The sequence below is a fragment of the Paraburkholderia sp. BR13444 genome, from assembly GCF_040948755.1.
Taxonomy (GTDB): domain Bacteria; phylum Pseudomonadota; class Gammaproteobacteria; order Burkholderiales; family Burkholderiaceae; genus Paraburkholderia; species Paraburkholderia youngii.
In genome coordinates this window covers 1-17,003 of sequence record NZ_JBFPKM010000014.1, presented here as the reverse complement: position 1 = coordinate 17,003, position 17,003 = coordinate 1, and the positions used below count along the sequence as shown (strand labels likewise).

Annotated in this window: 10 protein-coding genes; 4 read left to right on the top strand and 6 right to left on the bottom strand. The window is 66.0% G+C overall.

Features of this window, described 5'->3' with window-relative positions; genetic code table 11:
• Positions 1 to 822: 822 nt before the first annotated feature.
• A complete protein-coding gene (locus AB3X95_RS29900) occupies positions 823 to 4,605 on the bottom strand; it encodes a DUF748 domain-containing protein (protein WP_368623250.1) in 3,783 nt (1,260 codons plus the stop codon).
• A 213-nt stretch (positions 4,606 to 4,818) separates the two neighbouring features.
• Positions 4,819 to 6,237 (bottom strand): DUF1254 domain-containing protein, encoded by a 1,419-nt coding sequence (locus AB3X95_RS29895; protein ID WP_368623249.1) that lies wholly within the window; start codon positions 6,235 to 6,237, stop codon positions 4,819 to 4,821.
• A 295-nt stretch (positions 6,238 to 6,532) separates the two neighbouring features.
• Between AB3X95_RS29895 and AB3X95_RS29890 the strand changes: the two genes are divergently transcribed.
• From AB3X95_RS29890 to AB3X95_RS29880, 3 genes are all read left to right on the top strand, one after another.
• Positions 6,533 to 7,180 (top strand): FMN-binding negative transcriptional regulator, encoded by a 648-nt coding sequence (locus AB3X95_RS29890; RefSeq protein ID WP_368623248.1) that lies wholly within the window; start codon positions 6,533 to 6,535, stop codon positions 7,178 to 7,180.
• Between the two features lie 95 nt (positions 7,181 to 7,275).
• Positions 7,276 to 9,930, top strand: a complete 2,655-nt coding sequence (locus AB3X95_RS29885; RefSeq protein ID WP_368623247.1) for a heavy metal translocating P-type ATPase — start codon at positions 7,276 to 7,278, stop codon at positions 9,928 to 9,930.
• Between the two features lie 182 nt (positions 9,931 to 10,112).
• The gene (locus tag AB3X95_RS29880) at positions 10,113 to 12,083 is read left to right on the top strand and encodes a methyl-accepting chemotaxis protein (RefSeq protein ID WP_176369675.1); all 1,971 of its coding nucleotides are present in this window, start codon (positions 10,113 to 10,115) and stop codon (positions 12,081 to 12,083) included.
• A gap of 44 nt (positions 12,084 to 12,127) precedes the next feature.
• On the opposite strand, the gene AB3X95_RS29875 is transcribed toward AB3X95_RS29880, so the two are convergent.
• On the bottom strand, positions 12,128 to 12,781 hold the full coding sequence (locus AB3X95_RS29875) for a glutathione S-transferase family protein (RefSeq protein WP_176107154.1): 654 nt from the start codon (positions 12,779 to 12,781) through the stop codon (positions 12,128 to 12,130).
• Between the two features lie 240 nt (positions 12,782 to 13,021).
• Between AB3X95_RS29875 and AB3X95_RS29870 the strand changes: the two genes are divergently transcribed.
• Entirely contained in the window at positions 13,022 to 14,461 is a 1,440-nt protein-coding gene (locus tag AB3X95_RS29870) for a polyhydroxyalkanoate depolymerase (protein WP_176369674.1), read from the top strand.
• Positions 14,462 to 14,465: 4 nt separating this feature from the next.
• Here AB3X95_RS29870 and AB3X95_RS29865 read toward each other — a convergent pair whose 3' ends face one another.
• The 3 genes from AB3X95_RS29865 to AB3X95_RS29855 all read right to left on the bottom strand — a co-directional run bounded on the left by AB3X95_RS29865 (position 14,466) and on the right by AB3X95_RS29855 (position 16,555).
• Entirely contained in the window at positions 14,466 to 15,077 is a 612-nt protein-coding gene (locus AB3X95_RS29865) for a flavin reductase family protein (protein ID WP_368623246.1), read from the bottom strand.
• 73 nt (positions 15,078 to 15,150) lie between these two features.
• A complete protein-coding gene (locus AB3X95_RS29860) occupies positions 15,151 to 16,026 on the bottom strand; it encodes a 3-hydroxyacyl-CoA dehydrogenase family protein (protein WP_368623301.1) in 876 nt (291 codons plus the stop codon).
• A 214-nt stretch (positions 16,027 to 16,240) separates the two neighbouring features.
• Positions 16,241 to 16,555 (bottom strand): hypothetical protein, encoded by a 315-nt coding sequence (locus AB3X95_RS29855; RefSeq protein ID WP_368623245.1) that lies wholly within the window; start codon positions 16,553 to 16,555, stop codon positions 16,241 to 16,243.
• Between the last annotated feature and the right edge of the window lie 448 nt (positions 16,556 to 17,003).

Genomic DNA, 17,003 nt, shown 5'->3' with positions numbered 1-17,003 from the left:
TCTTCTTCGTCGGAAATACCTTACATTTTCCTTGAGGCGGCAAACAGTTGAAGTAGTTGGAGTAGCCGCCGAGGGCGTCTTCGATCATGAGAAGACGTGTGTGGGATGCGTCTCACCCCCGGGCGTCAGCGCCGCGCTCGTGCACAGCGCACATATGACGGCCGCACGCCGTCCCAGGCTGCGGCGCCCCGTGAGACGTGTCCTCCTGATGCAACGCAGGCTGAATGCTCAACTTCACCTTGGAGGGAATGCCTTTGAATACTGACTCTGACCACTGCTATGTAAGCCGCTCGCGTGGCTTCGGTAAGAGCCAGCGAGCATCCCGCAGGACTGAACGGTCCTGATAGATACGTCTGAAGACGTGTCCTGTATGAAACGCGCCGGTACGCAATGTCCGGCGCGTTTGTTTTTCTGGTGCCTAACTCGACGGGACCGCACCTAGCCCGCGAAGGACGTGCAGGGTTCGGTGGGAATGACCGACCGACAGGGATCAGTCGGAATGGCCAATCGACATGGCTCCGTAGGAGCTAGCACGCTGGAGAGCGCTAAACCGCCTCGAATGGCGTGCATGCCGTTTCGATCAAGCAGATCGAGACGCGGCAAATCGTGGATGGTAAGAGTCGTCATGGCAATGGTCCTTGTGTCCGGATTGGGAGTGACCGGACCACTCGCAAGGCTTATGCCATTGCGCAGAAAGGTGCTCGGGATACCGCCTCCGCCCTGGACGAAAGCGGTTTCCCACTGCCATGTGCCCGAGCCTGCACGATACGCCGCGGCAAAATCTGTCGGGTGACAAGCAACAGACCTGATCGCCCGCCACCATCACTTCAAGCCGAAATCGACCCGCGTCGTCGCACCTTTGTCCTTGATATCGTCGGCATTCATCTTCGGCGCGACGATAAACACGCGGCTGCTGTCGATCTTGCCCTCCAGGTACTGTTGCACGCTCTGTGCGCGCTGCTGCGCAAGCTGGCGCAGGCTTGCGTCGTCGATCGGCGCGTTGGCCGCGAGCGCGCTCTTCATGTCGTCGTCCGGCAGCGTCTTCGTCATGCCGATGAAGTTGCGCGGTTTCTTGAAGTCGGAGGACTTGTAGGCCTTGGTCAGATACTTTTCGTAGTCTTTCTGATCGACCGTGACCGTCGACGGATCGACGCTCTCGCCGTTACCCACCGCGTCCTTGATCTTCTGCCGCTTGACCATCTGATCGACGTACAGCGTGCGCAGCGCCGGCTCGTCGACCTTCGGATCGACGCGGCCGATCAGGTCCATGCGGATTGACGGCTTGTCGGTGAGTGCCTTGACGATCGTGTCGAGTTTCTGCTTGTCGGCGTCGGTGAGCGTGGCCGAGCCGGCCTCGAATTCGACGTAGCCGAGGTCTTCGCCATTGCCGCCGAACGCATGCGCGATCAGCGAGAACGGCGCGGTCACCGCCTTCTCGAGCAGATTGAGCACCGCATGCCAGATCAGCCCGCCTATGCTGAACTCAGGGTTCGACAGCGAGCCCGACACCGGCAGGTTCACGTCGATCTCGCCACGCGAGTTCTTCAGCAGCGAGATTGCGAAACGCACCGGCAGCTTGGTCGCGGTGTCGTTGTCGATATGATCGCCGAACGTCAGTTGATCGATGAACAGGTGGTTGTTCGCGTTCAGCTGGTCGTTCGCAAGCTGATAGTGCAGATCGACGTTGAGCTTGCCCTTCGTGATTGGATAGCCCGCGTATTTCGCCGAATACGGCGTCAGGTTGGTCAGCTCGATGTCGTGCGCGGTCGCGGTCAGATCGAGCGCCGGTTTCGCGATCAGCGGATTGACGGTGCCGCGAATCGTCAGCGGACCGTTGGCCGCGAGTTTCGCGGCGACATCGACCGGTGCGGGCGTGGTCGTTTCCGTACCGAACGCGCCGATGCTGCCCTGAATGTCGACGAGGTTCGCCGTGTAGTTCGGCTTGACGAAGTTGTCGGTGTAGGTCACGCGGCCCTGTTGCAACACCAGTTGCCCGAAGTGCATCTTGAGCGGATTTTGTGGCGGCGTCGTGGCCGTGGCGGTGGCCGCAGGCGTGGTGGTTGCCTTGCCCGGCGCCGCAGCCGATGCTGCCGCGACCGCCGCCGGCGCCGACGCCGCGACCGCTTCGGACACCGCCTCGGGCGTCAGCGGAATCGGGTGCGAGCCGCTCTTGCTGCGCGTCAGCGACTGCGTCGTACCGCCCTCGTGCGCGACCACATCCTTCAAGTTCAGCTTGCCTTGCGCGTCGAGCAGCACGCGGCCATAGAACTTCGAGAACGTCACACGCCCCGCGTCGACCACGGTCCCCCCGTGCTCGTCGTAATCGGCCTTCAGGTTCGTCAGCGCAAGCGAGCCCCAGCCCGCGAACGGGTCGGAGGTCGCCTTGTCGATCATGCGCACGGCGACGAGCGCCATGTCGCCGCGAAAGTTCGCCTTCAGCGACTTCGCCTGGCTGACCGAGAGATCGCCGTTCGCATTCAGCAGCGCGCTCGCGAGCGACGCGTTCAGCTGGCTGCCGAAGTACGGCTCGAACGCGGCCGCGTCGAGCTGATTCGCGTTGACCTTGACGGCCAGCTTGAGCGGCGTCGTCGTGACGTCGCCCTTTACGCCGAGCGTGCCCTTTTTGTTCAACGTCGCCTGCAGATCGACGGGCAGCGGTCGGCTCAGGTCGTCGCTGATCTGCTGCACCTTCAACTGCACCGGCGTGAAGCTCAGTTTGACCGGCTGCGCCGTCATGTTGTCGGTGAACTCGGCGGTCGCGTCTTTGAGCGTCAATTCGCCGATCTTGTAGCGCCATGCGGGGCCCTCGGCCTGCGCTTTTTTCGCCGCGTGAATCGCCGTGCGCTCCGTCGCCTGTTGATGCGCCCCCGCGAGCGCGTTCAGATTGACGGTGCCGTCCTTCAGGCGCTGCGCGTCGACCGCGAGGCCGGTTGCGTCGACGCTCGTCACGTCGGCCGTGCGCGCCGCGACGTCGACCTGCTTGACCACCACGTTGCCCTGCGCGAGCGAGATCACCGGCGTCTTGTCGCCGCGCGCCGCGAGCTTCACCTTCTGCATGTCCAGCTTCGTGTCCGCAACCATCAGCGCCATGGGCGACTTCGACCAGTTCGCGTCGATATTCGTCGTCGCGGACAACGCACCATCGAGCACCTGCGCGGACGTCGCGGTGTCGAGATACGGCTGCAGCGGCGGCAGCTTCAGCGACTTCAGATCGAGCTTCGCGCTCGCCGTCTTGGCTGCGAGGCCGACCGTGCCGTCGGCGGCGAGCGAACCGCCGCCGTCCTTCAGGTTCGTGTTCAGCGTGTAATGGGCGGGCGCCGACGCGAGCGTCGAGAAATCGGTCAGCGTGACCGCGAGATTTTGCAGACCGGCTTCGACCGGACGGGACGCGGCCTCGTCGTGTACGTTGACGGTGCCATCGTTGAGTGTGAAACGTTTGATCGCGACGTCGAACGGCGGGGCCGCTTTTTCGGCGGCGGCGGTTTTGGGCTTGCCATTCGTGTCCGCGGTTTCCTTTGCCGCCGGTTTTCCGGGCGCGGGCGCGAACATATGCTCGACGCTCAATACACCGTTCTTGTCGCGCGCGACACTCGCGCTCGGCGCGTCGATGCGGATATCGTCGAAATGATAGACGCTCTTCAACGGCTCGAGCGATGCCGCCGCTACATGCACCGCGCGCGCGGCGAAAAACGGCGCCTTGCCCTGATCCTGCACGTCCACGTCGTTCAGGTCGACGGTGCCGGCCACGCGCAGCGACGGCGTGTCGTTCGCCATCACGAAGTTCAGCTTCAGGTCAGTGGACAGCTTGCCCGACTGCACGATCACCGGCAGCTTCGATGGCGCGTAGGACACCAGCTTCGGCACGTCGAGATCGTCGAAGCGCAGCGACACTTCCGACTCGCGCGACGCCGCGAACGGTTTGGTCCTGCCGTCGATCGCGAGCTGACTGTCGCCGTCGATGCGCGCACGCAGCAGCGGCTCGACGAAGATATCGGTCTTCGACGGCAACGTCGCGATGAACGGAATGCCGAGCTTCCATTGATCGATCACGTGGCTCGTGCCGAGCACGCGGTCGTCGAACTTGACCTGGCCGTTTTCGACGCGAATGTTGGAGACGGAGAACTGCGTCGGTTTGCTGTTGGGTTTTGCCGGCTGGTTCGCGAACTTCTCGATCAGGTCGCTGAAATTGAAGTGCTGCGCATCGAGGCGAACAAGATGAAAGCGCGGCGAATCGACCTGCACTTCGTCGACGATCGGCGCGCCGCGAAACAGCGAACTCCACGACGGCTTCACGATGAGCCGCGATATATCGACGAAGTCGCCCGCGCCGCCGCGCTCGCCGATATGCACGTTGTCGGCTTCGAAACGCAGGGTGTACGGATTGAGTGCAACGCGGCCGATCGACGCCGGCCGGTCGAGCTGCTTGCTCAGTTGCTGGCTCGCGATATGGCGAATCAGCGGCGGCGCCGCGAAAAAGCCGAGCAGGCCGATCACGACGACGAAGATCAACAGACCGACGAGAATTCGCCGCGTACGGTGCGACTGCGCGACTGCGCGCACAGTCTGAATGGAGGAGGCTAACGATGCTTTATTGAGGCTTGCCATGCTCGACGTGGAGGAATGCGGCGGCAAGCCCGCCGCGAAAAACTGAAATCCCGCATGCGGCAGTATAAGTCTTGAATCAATGGTTAGACAGGAATGTCAGGCCCACCTTGACGATTCGTGCTGCTGACCGACCGGTTTTCTCGCGAAGAAAATTATCGCGAGCGTTAGATAACGACACCGGACGGCGCGCGGTTTGCCCGCGCGCCGTTCACGTCATTGCCGCACGACCGGCGGCGGCTGCCAGCTGCCGTCGGTGGCTTGCGGCTTCGGCGCATACAGGCGCAGCACCAGTTGCATATCCGCGCGCGGTGCGGGCAGCCAGTTGCCGGTGCGGCTGCGCGTCGACGACACGACCACGTCGAGCGAACCGTCGCGATTGCGGCGCGCGCCATTGCGATCGCCAACCGCGAGCCGCGCCGGCGCGTTCTCGCTCAGCGCGCCATCCTTCGTGTACGCGGTGATGGTCCAGAATCCGCGCACCGGCGGCAACTGGTTCGCCGCGAAGTGGATCACGTAGCGATTCGCGCCGTTCAGCGTGTGACCGTCGCTGTCCTGCGTGACGACCGCGCGTACTTCGTCATCCTTCGTACCGATCCCCAACTCCGCGCTCGCCGCATACGCGCGCAATGCGTAGTCGGGACCATAGTTGCCGACGCCGTCGCCGAGCCAGCTCCAGCCGTTCGCGCTCAGCAGATTCGACGGCGGCGTCGCGACGCGCTCGCGACCATCGGCGAGACCGGCCGCGAGCACAGCGGATGACTTCGGCAGCGTCACGGGATCGCCGGGCGTCACGCCGAGGTCGGAGAGGAATTTGAGCGCATGCGGATCGGCCGGTGTCGGCGGATTGTCAGGCAACGCGTCGGCAAGACGGCCGAAGAAGCCGCTTGCATCGAGCGCGGCGACCTGCTGCGCCGGCGTGCCGCTCGGGCCTGCGACGCTGCTTGCGTAACCGCGCGGCGGCACCGCCGGCTCGGCGTCGCCGACGAACACGCTCAGCGGCTCCAGACGGATCGCGCGCTGCAGCTTGCGCACCGCGTTCAGATCGCGCGCGCCGCTCGACTGGATGCGCACGCTGATCCAGGCGTTGCGGGTCGGCACTTCGACGCGCGTCGCACCCTTCGGCAGATCGCCCTTCCAGCCCGGTGCGACGAACGCGATCGTCTGCGCGCGCAGGCCCTTCGCCGTGCCCGTGCCCGCGGCGAACTGCGGTCCGGTCGACCACGCGACGTTGGTCCACATGTCGAGCACGCGTGCATCGACGTAACGGCCATGCGAATCAGGTAGCGCCAGGATCACCGGCTCGGCTGCAAGGTCGAGCCAGCCGGTCGAGTCGAGCGTGTCGATGCTCGGCTGCGGCGGGTTGGTCGCGCCGATCGGCGGCAGCGCCTGCGCGTGGCGCAGCGTGTTGAACGGAGCCTGGCCCGGCTCGGTGCCGACCGCCGCATCGCGCGCGGCGCTCATCAGCACGAGCGGATAGCCGAATACGTACGAGTCGGCGACTTCGTCCTTGACCCAGCCGTTGCTTTGTTGCGTCGCGGTGGGGGTCGACGCGCAGCTGGCCAGCAGTGCGATACCCGCGAGCGATATGCAGGTTCGTTGCAGCAAAAACAGTTCTCGGAGATTTTTTATCATTCGTTCAGAGTGCGGAGCATGCAGTCCTATAGGAGATGCCGGTGTGCAGCGCCACGTGCATGCGCGGTTCTCCCGAAACACTGCGCAGCGAGTCCGCGGATTGCGATTCCGACAACCTCGCGTTGTATCGTATCCTTCCTAGCCAGGCAAGCACAAAGCAGCGTCGTTGCCACATTATGTTCCCGGGCCAACGGCTAGCGCGAGCGCGCGATGCTTTTTGATTCGCGAATCCGTCGATCCGCCTTCTTGCCGATTCGCCCTCACTCTTTCGTCGTCCTGCATTCGGAGCGTTTCAATGTACATGCCCGCCCATTTCGAAGAGAACCGTCCAGAGGTTCTTCACCGCCTGATCGCCGAGCACTCTTTCGGCGCGCTGATTACGCACGGCCCCAATGGGCTCGACGCGAATCATTTGCCGTTCGAGGCGCAGGCGGACGCGGCGGATTCGTCACGTCTGGTGCTGCGCGCGCACGTCGCGCGGGCGAACCCGGTCTGGCAGGAAGCCGCGACTCATCCCGAAGCGCTCGTGATCTTCCAGGGGCCGACCGCCTATATTTCGCCGAGCTGGTACCCGAGCAAACACGAAACGCGCAAACAGGTGCCGACCTACAACTACATGGTCGTACATGCTCATGGCAGGATTGTGGTGCATGACGATGAATCGTTCGTGCGCGGCCTCGTCGCGCGACTCACGCGCAAGATGGAAGCCGGCGAGCCGGTGCCGTGGAAGATGGGCGACGCGCCGGCCGACTACATCGCGCAGATGCTCGGTGCGATCGTCGGTATCGAGATCGAAGTGACGCGGCTCGTCGGCAAATGGAAGCTCGGCCAGAACAAGGCGGCCGAAGACCGGCGCGGCGCGGCGCAAACGCTGCTCGCGCGCGACGGCGATCAACAGAAAGCGGTGGGACAGGCGATGCTCGATGCGCCGCCGGCGTTTTGACGGCGGGCGCATAATCCGGCCTTGACCTTCCCGTCATGGGAAGGTCGATACTGGCTTCACCATGCGGCCCAATGCCGCCACGAGCCTTGCCTGCCATGACCGGACTTGCCAACCCGCAGCGCCCCGCCGACGCTGCCCCTTCCCCTTCCCCTTCACTCACGCGCGTCGTCGAACTCGACATCGGCGGGATGACTTGCGCGTCGTGCGCGAGCCGCGTCGAAAAAGCGCTGACCAGGCTGCCGGGGGTGGTGCGCGCATCGGTGAATCTCGCGACCGAGCGCGCCCGCGTGGAAAGCGACGCGACGCTCGCGCCTCAGCAACTGGCCGAGGCCGTGCGCAAGGCCGGATACGAAGCGACACCGGTCGCCAACGCCGATGTCGCCGAACAGACAATCGCGACGCTTGCCGCGACACCCGCCGACACGCCGCCGACCACCGAACTGGAGATCGGCGGCATGACCTGCGCAGCCTGCGCGTTGCGCGTCGAAAAGGCGCTCGCGAAGGTGCCTGGCGTCGCGCGCGCGTCGGTCAATCTGGCGACCGAAACCGCCACCGTTCATCCGCAAGGCACCGCATCCGCCGATGCCGCCGCGCTGATCGCCGCCGTCAGAAAGGCCGGCTACGAAGCGACGCTGAGCGCGCCGCCCGCTGCTGTCGCTCCGGCCGAGACAATGGCGGCGACGGCCGCCTCGACTGGCGCCGTCAGCGACATCATCGACACGACGCCTGCCCCGGCCGTCGACCACAAGCAGGTTCAAATTCGCCGCGACCTCGCGAGCGTCGGCGCGTGCGCGCTGCTGACGCTGCCGCTCGTCGCACCGATGTTCGGCGAATGGTTCGGCCTGCACGCGATGCTGCCGGCGTGGCCGCAGTTCGTGCTCGCGTCGATCGTGCAGTTCGTGTTCGGCGCGCGCTTCTATCGCGCCGCCTGGCGCGCGGTGCGCGCCGGCGCGGGCAACATGGACCTGCTGGTCGCGCTCGGCACATCGGCCGCGTACGGCATCAGCGTCTACGAACTCGCGGTGCATCCGGGCGACACGATGCATCTGTACTTCGAGGCATCGGCAGTCGTGATCACGCTGGTGCGCTTCGGCAAATGGCTCGAGGCGCGCGCGAAGCGCCAGACCACCGACGCGATCCGCGCGCTCAACGCGCTGCGCCCCGAGCGCGCGCGCATCCGCGACGGCGCCGGCGAACGCGAGGTGCCGCTCGCGCAGGTGCGGGTCGGCAGCATCGTGATCGTGCGGCCGGGCGAGCGCGTGCCGGTCGACGGCGCGGTGCTCGAAGGCCGCACGCATATCGACGAAGCGCTGATCACCGGCGAAAGCCTGCCGGTGCCGAAGCAGACCGGCGACGCCGTCACGGCCGGCTCGATCAACGGCGAAGGCGCGCTCGTGGTCACGACCACCGCGATCGGCGCGGAGACGACGCTCGCGCGCATCATCCGGCTCGTCGAAAGCGCGCAGGCCGAGAAGGCGCCGATCCAGCGGCTGGTTGACCGCGTCAGCGAAATCTTCGTGCCGGCCATTCTCGCGCTCGCCGCTCTGACGCTGATCGGCTGGCTGCTCGCCGGCGCGGGCGCGGAAACCGCGATCCTGAACGCGGTCGCGGTGCTGGTGATCGCCTGCCCGTGCGCGCTCGGACTCGCGACACCCGCCGCGATCATGGCCGGCACCGGCGTCGCCGCGCGCCACGGCGTGCTGATCAAGGACGCGGAAGCGCTCGAAGTCGCGCATCGCGTGTCGATCGTCGCGTTCGATAAAACCGGCACGCTGACGCTCGGCCAGCCATCGGTGACGGCGTTCGAGCCGGTCGGCGGCGTGAGCCGCGACGAAGCGCTCGTGCTCGCGGCGGCAGTGCAGCGGCATAGCGATCATCCGCTGGCGCGGGCGGTGGTGCGCGCGTCCGAGGCTCAACTCGGGCAAATCGCTGGCGAAGCCGGCGGGCTAAGCGCCACCGCCGCTCGCGCCGTCGCCGGCCGGGGCGTCGAAGCCGACGTCGACGGCCGCACCCTCGCGCTCGGCAGCACGCGCTGGCTGCATGAGCTCGATATCGCGCTGCCGCCCGCGCTCACCGCGCGCGCGCAGGAACTCGAAGCGGCGGGCAACACGGTGTCGTGGCTGATGACGCGCGCGCCCGACTCCCCCGAAGCGCTCGCGCTGATCGCGTTCGGCGACACGGTGAAGCCGACCGCGCGCGCGGCTGTCGCGCGGCTCGCGCAAATGGGCATCCGCAGCGTGCTCGTGACCGGCGATAACCACGGCAGTGCGGCGAGCGTCGCGCGGGCGCTCGGCATCGACGAATTCCACGCCGAGGTGCTGCCCGACGACAAGGCCCGCGTGATCCGCGACCTGAAGATGCGCCACGCCGGCATCGTCGCGATGGCGGGCGACGGCATCAACGACGCGCCCGCACTCGCCGCCGCCGACATCGGCATCGCGATGGCAACCGGCACCGACGTCGCCATGCACGCCGCCGGCATCACGCTGATGCGCGGCGACCCGGCGCTGGTCGCCGATGCGATCGACATCTCGCGCAGAACCTGGCGCAAGATCCAGCAGAACCTGTTCTGGGCATTCGTGTACAACCTGATCGGCATTCCGCTGGCCGCGTTCGGCTTGCTCAATCCGATGCTCGCGGGCGCGGCGATGGCGTTTTCGAGCGTCAGCGTCGTCACCAATGCGCTGCTGTTGCGGACTTGGCGCACAGCGCCCGGTCGCACCGTCGCTCAGGCGCGCCAAGCAGCATAGGAACACCCTTCCCGCCTTCCGTCTCGTCCTTTTGGGGGGCCCATTGCGGCCCTTTCAGCCTGTTACGGCCGCCTTTCAGACACCCTCAAGCCCGCCGTCTCCCGAGCCGTAAACAAGTCAATCGATGCCCGATCGCGGCCACGCCCGACGAGCATCGCCCAATCCCCATTTCACGCCTGCCCATGAACTCATTCTTCTCGCGCCGCGCCAGCGTCGGCGCACGGCTTGCCGTGCTCTCGTGCGTGCTGGTCGCGGTCATTTTCAGCACCTTCGCGTGGGCGCTCGCACGGGCCGCCGGCGACCAGGTGCGCGACCAGGTGCTCGCGCGCATCGCCGACAAAGACCGCTCGATCGCCGCGATGATCGCGCTGTTCGACAAGGCGCTGTCGGCCGAGGTCGATCGATCGATGGCGCTATTCGCTAGCTTCCTGCCCACCGACTTCTCGCTCGACGACACGCAGAAGGTCGATATCGGCGGCACCGCGACGCCGACTTTCAAAGCCGGCGACAAGGTGCTGAACCTCGACTTCACGATTCCCGACCAGTTCCTCCAACGCAGCGGCGCGATCGCGACCATTTTTGCGCGCAGCGGCGACGACTTCGTGCGCGTGACCACGTCGCTGAAGAAGCAGGACGGCACCCGCGCGATCGGCACGCTGCTCGACCGCAAGGGGCCCGCCTATGCGCCGCTGCTCGCGAACCGCACGTACACCGGCCTCGCCCCGCTGTTCGGCAAGCGCATGATCACGCAGTACAAGCCGATCACCGACGCGAGCGGCCGAGTGATCGGCGCGCTGTTCGTCGGCGTCGACGTGGACAAGGAGATCCAGTCGGTCCAGGACGGCATCCGCGCGCTGAAGATCGGCGCGACCGGCTATTACTTCGTGCTCGACGCGTCGAGCGGCGCGGAGCGCGGCAAGCTGCTCGTGCATCCGGCTGCCGCCGGCCAGAAAGCCGACGACGCGAACGCACCGTATCAGCGCATGCTCGACATGAAGCAGGGCGAGCTCGACTACCGCTCGGCCGACGCAACCCTCGGCGAGAGCGACGCGGGCGACAAGTTCGTGTCGTTCGTCACGGTGCCGGAGTGGCAGTGGCTCGTCGGCGGCGTCGCGCCGCGCGACGAAGTGATGGCCGACGTCGTGCGCACCCGCAACGCGTTCCTGCTGCTCGGCCTCGCGCTGGTCGGCCTGTTCGCGATCGTGTTCCTCATCGCGGTGCGGCGCCTCGTCAGCCGTCCGCTCGAGGAAGCCGCGCGTGCGTCCGAGCGCCTCGCCGCGGGCGATCTGAGCGTGCGCGTGGCACACGGCCGCACGCGCGCCGACGAGATCGGCCGTCTGATGCAGGCGATCGACGGCATCGGCGAAGGGCTCGCGCGCATCGTCGCGCAGGTGCGCAACGCGTCGGCCGGCATGTCGGCGGGTACCGAGAAAATCGCCGCCGGCAGCGGCAACATCGCGATGCGCATCGCGACCCAAGCAAGCAGCCTCGAGGAAACTGCCGCGAGCATGGAGCAGATCACGTCGACCGTGCAGCAGAATGCCGATCACGCGACCGAAGCGAACACGCTCGTCACGCAAGCCGCCGACGCCGCGCTCGAAGGCGGCCGCGCGGTCGAACGCGTGGTGTCGACGATGGGCGAGATCGGCCGCTCGTCGCAGAAAATCGCCGAGATCACGACGGTGATCGAGGGCATCGCCTTCCAGACCAACATCCTCGCGCTGAACGCGGCCGTCGAAGCGGCGCGCGCGGGCGAGCACGGCAAGGGCTTTGCGGTCGTCGCGTCGGAAGTGCGCGCGCTCGCGCAGCGCAGCGCGGCGGCAGTGAAGGAGATCGAGGGAGTGATCGCGGCGTCGGGCGCGAACGTCGACAGCGGTTTTCGGATTGCCGAAGAAGCGAGCGCGACGATGCAAGGCATCGTCACTCAGGTCGGTCAGGTCCGCGCGATCATGAGCGAGATCAACGTCGCGTCGCGCGAGCAGTCGGGCGGCATCGAGCAGGTCAACCGGGCGGTCACGCAGATCGGCGAGGCGACGCAGCAGAATGCGACGATCGTCGTCGATGCGGAAACCGCCGCGGCCGAATTGCGCGAGCAGGCTGCGCGGCTCGCGCAGTTGGTCAGCGTGTTCAAGCTGGAAGGGGAGCGCGGCTAACGGATCTGCCTACTGCGGGCGGCGGCGCACGGCGCCCGCCGCGCTCAGAACTCGACATCCAGTTCGTCGATCTCCTCGACCTCCTGCCGCGCTAGCGAGATCCACTCGCGCATTTCGGGCAGCGCCATGATGTGCTGCCCGTATTCGACGATATCCGGCTCGAGTTGCACGTCATAGGTCACGAAACGCGTGACCACCGGCGCGTACATCGCGTCCGCCGCGGTCCGCTCGCCGAACAGGAACGGACCGCCGTACTCCTTCAGGCATTCACGCCAGATCGTCACGATCCGCTCGATATCCGACTGCGCGCGCGCCCAGACCTTGAAGCCCGGGAAATGCGCCTTCAGGTTCATCGGCAGCGCCGAGCGCAACGACGCAAACCCCGAATGCATCTCGCCGCAGATCGAGCGGCAATGCGCGCGGGCGCGGATCTCATGCGGCAACAGCGCGGCTTGCGGCTTCAGCTCGTTCAGATATTCGGCGATCGCCAGCGTGTCCCAGACCTTGACGCCGTCGTGCACGAGGCATGGCACCAGAATCGACGGCGAGAGCAGCAGTAGTTCGGCGCGCGTCGCGGGGTCGTCGATCGGCACGACGAGTTCCTCGAACGGCAAGCCGCTGAACTTCGTCAGCAGCCAGCCGCGCAGCGACCACGACGAATAGTTCCTGCTGCTAATCGTGAGCGTAGTATTTCCCATGCGTGTGTCCTCCAGATCGGGTATCGCGCCGCGCGTGCCTGCACTCATGCACGCCGCGGTGCGCGCGCGCACCAAAGCGCGGCAAGGCCGGCCCGTTTCGCCTACGCACGCAAGTGATATGCCGACGCACGCGAGACATGCCGCGACATACCGCGGCATACCGGGCGACGCGCGCCAGCGCCTGGCGCACCGCTTGCTTTTATTCGGGTTCCTGTTTTTCTGGCGCATTCGAGTGAAAGTATGAATCTGTTCGCCTATCCCGCCTATCAGGCCTGCGCCGACATGCTGCTACCGCTGCGACACGGCGCGGCGCTGGCGAACCACTCGCTCGATGCGTGGCCGACATTCGCGGCTACGCCCCACGGACGCTCGCTGCGCGCGACCTGCGAACTGCTGATACTCGGCGGACTCACGCCGACGCGGCCACCGTTCGGCATCGACAGCGTCGTCACCGAAGGCGGGCCGGTCGCGGTGGTCGAGGAAGTCGTCGCGCGCACGCCGTTCTGCTCGCTGCTGCATTTTCGCAAGGACGCCGTGCTTTCGACGCCGCAGCCACGCGTGCTGATGGTTGCGCCGATGTCGGGACACTTCGCGACGCTGCTGCGCGCAACCGTGCGCACGATGCTGCCCGAGCACGACGTCTATATCACCGACTGGCACAATCCGCGCGACGTCCCGCTCGGCGAGGGCCGCTTCGGCTTCGACGAGTTCGTGCGCCACGTGATCGACTTCACCGCGACGATCGGGTCCGGCACGCATCTGCTGGCGGTCTGCCAACCGACCGTCGCGGCGCTCGCCGCCGTCGCGCTGATGGCCGCCGACGACCATCCTGCGCAGCCGGCCAGCATGACTCTGATGGCCGGCCCGATCGACACGCGCATCAATCCGACCCGTGTCAACGAACTGGCGAGGAGCCGGCCGATCGAGTGGTTCGAGCGCAACCTGATCAGCGCGGTGCCGTTCGGCTTTGCGGGCGCGCAGCGTCGCGTGTATCCGGGCTTCGTTCAGTTGGCCTCGTTCATGGCGATGAATCCGGGCCGCCACGCCGACTCGTTCGAAACGATGTACTACGAGCGCGGCAAGGGTGATCCGCAAAAAGCCGACACCATTCGCACGTTCTACGAAGAGTACTTCGCGACGATGGATCTGACGGCCGACTTCTATCTGGAAACCGTCGACACGGTCTTTCAGCAGCATGCGCTGCCGTTGCGCGCGCTCGAAGTCGAGGGGCGTCTGGTCGAGCCGTCGAAGATTCGCCGCACCGCATTGCTGACCGTGGAAGGCGAAAAGGACGATATCTGCGCGGTCGGTCAGACGCTCGCCGCGCAGGACATCTGCGATCGTCTGCGGCCGTACCTGAAGACGCATTACGTGCAGACGGGCGTCGGCCACTACGGCGTGTTCAGCGGACGTCGCTGGGAGCGGCACATTTATCCGCGCGTGCGGGCCGTGATTTACGACAACGAGCCGCGCGCGGTGCTCGTCAGTTCACGCGCGCGTCCGATCCAGCCGGTGCCCGCGGCGACCGCGGCCGAAGTCACGGCGGCCGCGCCGGTCGCGGCCTCTGTTGTCGGAGTGGAGGTGGATGCGCCCGTAGGCGGGAGCGAGAGCGGCAACGGCGATTCCTCGGCCCAATCGTCCGGGCAGCCGTCACGCAAACCGCCGTCCGTGACGTCCTGAGCGTTCAGGCCGTTGGCCGGATCATCTGGAACATTTCGCCGATCTGCGCATAGTCGGCACGATAGCCCGCGCGCATGATCGGCTGCGCGGCGTGCGTGTCGAACAGGCCGTCCTTCAGATAGGCCTCGTCGATATGCACGCCGACCACCTGGCCGAGCGACAGATAGTTGTCCATCGGCTTGCCGTCGACATCCTGCAGACGCACGATCTGCAGCAGCTTGCATTCGAGCGCAGCGGGCGATTCGGCCACGTGCGGCACCGCGACGTTGCGGCCCGGCGCGGGCGTGAGCCCGGCCAGTGCGAACTCGTCTACGTGCGGCGCGACCGGTGCCGACGAGCGGTTCATCTGCTCGGCAAGCGGCCGGGTGGCGAGATTCCACACGAATTCACCGGTCGCCTCGATGTTGGCGAGGCTGTCCTTGCGGCCCTCGCTGCTGAAACCGATGATCGGCGGAAAGGTCGCGAACGCGCCGAAAAAGCTGTATGGCGCAAGGTTGAGCGCGCCTTGCCCATCGCGCGACGAAATCCAGCCGATCAGCCGTGGCGCGACGATCGCCTTGAAAGGATCGTGCGGCAGGCCGTGGCCGGCGGCGGGATCGTAGAAGTAGTGAGACATGACTTGAGACTCGTGTGATGGTCGGCGCAAAAAGCGGCGCAGAAGCAGCTCCGGAACGGCTACTTATACAGCACTAGCCGCGCCCGATCACGCGCTTGCGCCCCTCCTTGACCCGCGCGATCCGCGCTTCGTCCCAGTCATGAAAACCCGAGCCGCTGCGCACGCCCACCCGCCCGGCGTCGACCTGCGCGCGCAGCAGATCGATCACGTCCTCGTCCTTTGCGAGTTGCGGCATCAGATGCGACGCGATGTCGACGAAGGTGTCGAGCCCGCCCATATCCGCGCTTTCGAACGGTCCGACGATGCCCCAGCGGCGTCCGAGCGAAGCCTTCATCACGCGATCGACGACTTCGGGCGTTGCCGCCCCCGAACGCACGATATGCAAGGCCTCGCGCAGCACCGCGAACTGCAGCCGATTGCCGACGAAGCCAGCAATCGCCTTCGCGAGCACGACCGGCTCCATGCCGATCGCGCTCATCAGCCCGGCGGTTTGCTGCACGACTTCGGGCGCGGTCTCGGTGCCCGGCACGACCTCGACGAGCGGAATCATGTGCGGCGGGTTCCAGAAATGCGCGATCACGAAGCGTTCCTTTGCACGCAGCGGGGTGGCGAGCTGGTCGGGCGGGAAGCCGCTGGTGTTGCTCGCGAGGATCGCATCGTCGGCGAGCAGGCCGGTCAGTGTCGCGTAAAGGCGATGCTTGAGTTCGAGCACCTCGGGAATCGCCTCGATCACGAAGCGCGCTTGCGCGACCGCGGCGAGCTGCACGTGCGTTTCGATGCGCGCGAGCGCCGCCTGTTTGGCGGCATCGTCGATCCGGCCCGCGTCGATCAGCTCGTCGAGCACCGCTTGCGCTTTCGGCGCGACGCCCGCGAGCCGGGCCGGATCGACGTCGTGAACGATCGTCCGGTATCCATGCAGCGCAGCCTTCGTCGCAATGCCGACACCCATCAGTCCGGTGCCCACCACCCCTATCGCCACATCCTGCGTCGTCTTGTCCACACGCACTCCCGCTACCGTCGATCAAAGTCCCGAAGCATAGCGCAGCACGCTGCATTCCCCCGGTGGGACTTGCAAGCCCAAATGCGACGAAGCCGGTCTTTCCGTGGAGGGAAGACCGGCTTCGTGGACCCGCGCCGCCTGTTGCGGCGCGCTCAGGTGCGCATTAGTAGCGCGGGGGCGGCAGGCGGTGATCGTCGTGATCGCCGCCTCGATGGTGCGGATCGTAGTCGCGCGGATGACGGCGCATCCAGTCGTCGTGCGCCCAGTAGCGGTGGCCGTCCCAGTAACGATCGCCGTGCCAGCCGATGTTGATCGATACGCCCGCCGGCATCATGTGCGGTTGATCGTACACGACCGGCGCCGGGCGGTGCTCGACGATCACGCGGTCTTGCGCGAATGCGCTACCAGCCGCGACGAGTGCGCCGCCCGCGAGCAGCGTTGCGATCAGCGAGCGCGATGCCTTGCCAAAGGTTTTCATAATGACCTCCCGTCAAAGTTTTATTCCTGGCCAGCGTCCGTGTTTGCCCGAATCGTGCGATTCGCTACCGAACAGACGCCGTACGCTTGAGACCCACTTTAGCGGCCCGCATCGCGTGAAGCCGTTAGCACTTGTAAGCGCGCATTTCATAGTCGGAGGCGGATGACGGAAGCTCGATTTCGCTTTCTCACTGCATTGAACAAGGCTTACACGGCGGCGCTGTCGTTCTACCCGCTGAACCAGCATGAAAGCCGGTTACATTCATTTCGGCCCCGAAATATTCCGCAAGCGCAATGGTGCGTCGCGGTAAAACGCCGCCAAAAACGGCATAGGGGACGGCCATAAGGCCGTGCCCCTGCCACACCACCCGGCATGCGGGTCCGCACCGGGCGGTTCGGGAAGTTGAGGTTATGAGAGTCGGGGTGCACCCAGCCGCTCGAAGTATGCG

What these genes read in the sequence shown, in the direction of transcription:
- AB3X95_RS29880 (WP_176369675.1), top strand. Translation starts at nt 10,113, where the DNA reads ATGAACTCATTCTTCTCGCGCCGCGCCAGCGTCGGCGCACGGCTTGCC.
- AB3X95_RS29865 (WP_368623246.1), bottom strand. Translation starts at nt 15,077, where the DNA reads ATGTCTCACTACTTCTACGATCCCGCCGCCGGCCACGGCCTGCCGCAC.
- AB3X95_RS29895 (WP_368623249.1), bottom strand. Translation starts at nt 6,237, where the DNA reads ATGATAAAAAATCTCCGAGAACTGTTTTTGCTGCAACGAACCTGCATA.
- AB3X95_RS29890 (WP_368623248.1), top strand. Translation starts at nt 6,533, where the DNA reads ATGTACATGCCCGCCCATTTCGAAGAGAACCGTCCAGAGGTTCTTCAC.
- AB3X95_RS29885 (WP_368623247.1), top strand. Translation starts at nt 7,276, where the DNA reads ATGACCGGACTTGCCAACCCGCAGCGCCCCGCCGACGCTGCCCCTTCC.
- AB3X95_RS29855 (WP_368623245.1), bottom strand. Translation starts at nt 16,555, where the DNA reads ATGAAAACCTTTGGCAAGGCATCGCGCTCGCTGATCGCAACGCTGCTC.
- AB3X95_RS29870 (WP_176369674.1), top strand. Translation starts at nt 13,022, where the DNA reads ATGAATCTGTTCGCCTATCCCGCCTATCAGGCCTGCGCCGACATGCTG.
- AB3X95_RS29900 (WP_368623250.1), bottom strand. Translation starts at nt 4,605, where the DNA reads ATGGCAAGCCTCAATAAAGCATCGTTAGCCTCCTCCATTCAGACTGTG.
- AB3X95_RS29860 (WP_368623301.1), bottom strand. Translation starts at nt 16,026, where the DNA reads ATGGGTGTCGGCATTGCGACGAAGGCTGCGCTGCATGGATACCGGACG.
- AB3X95_RS29875 (WP_176107154.1), bottom strand. Translation starts at nt 12,781, where the DNA reads ATGGGAAATACTACGCTCACGATTAGCAGCAGGAACTATTCGTCGTGG.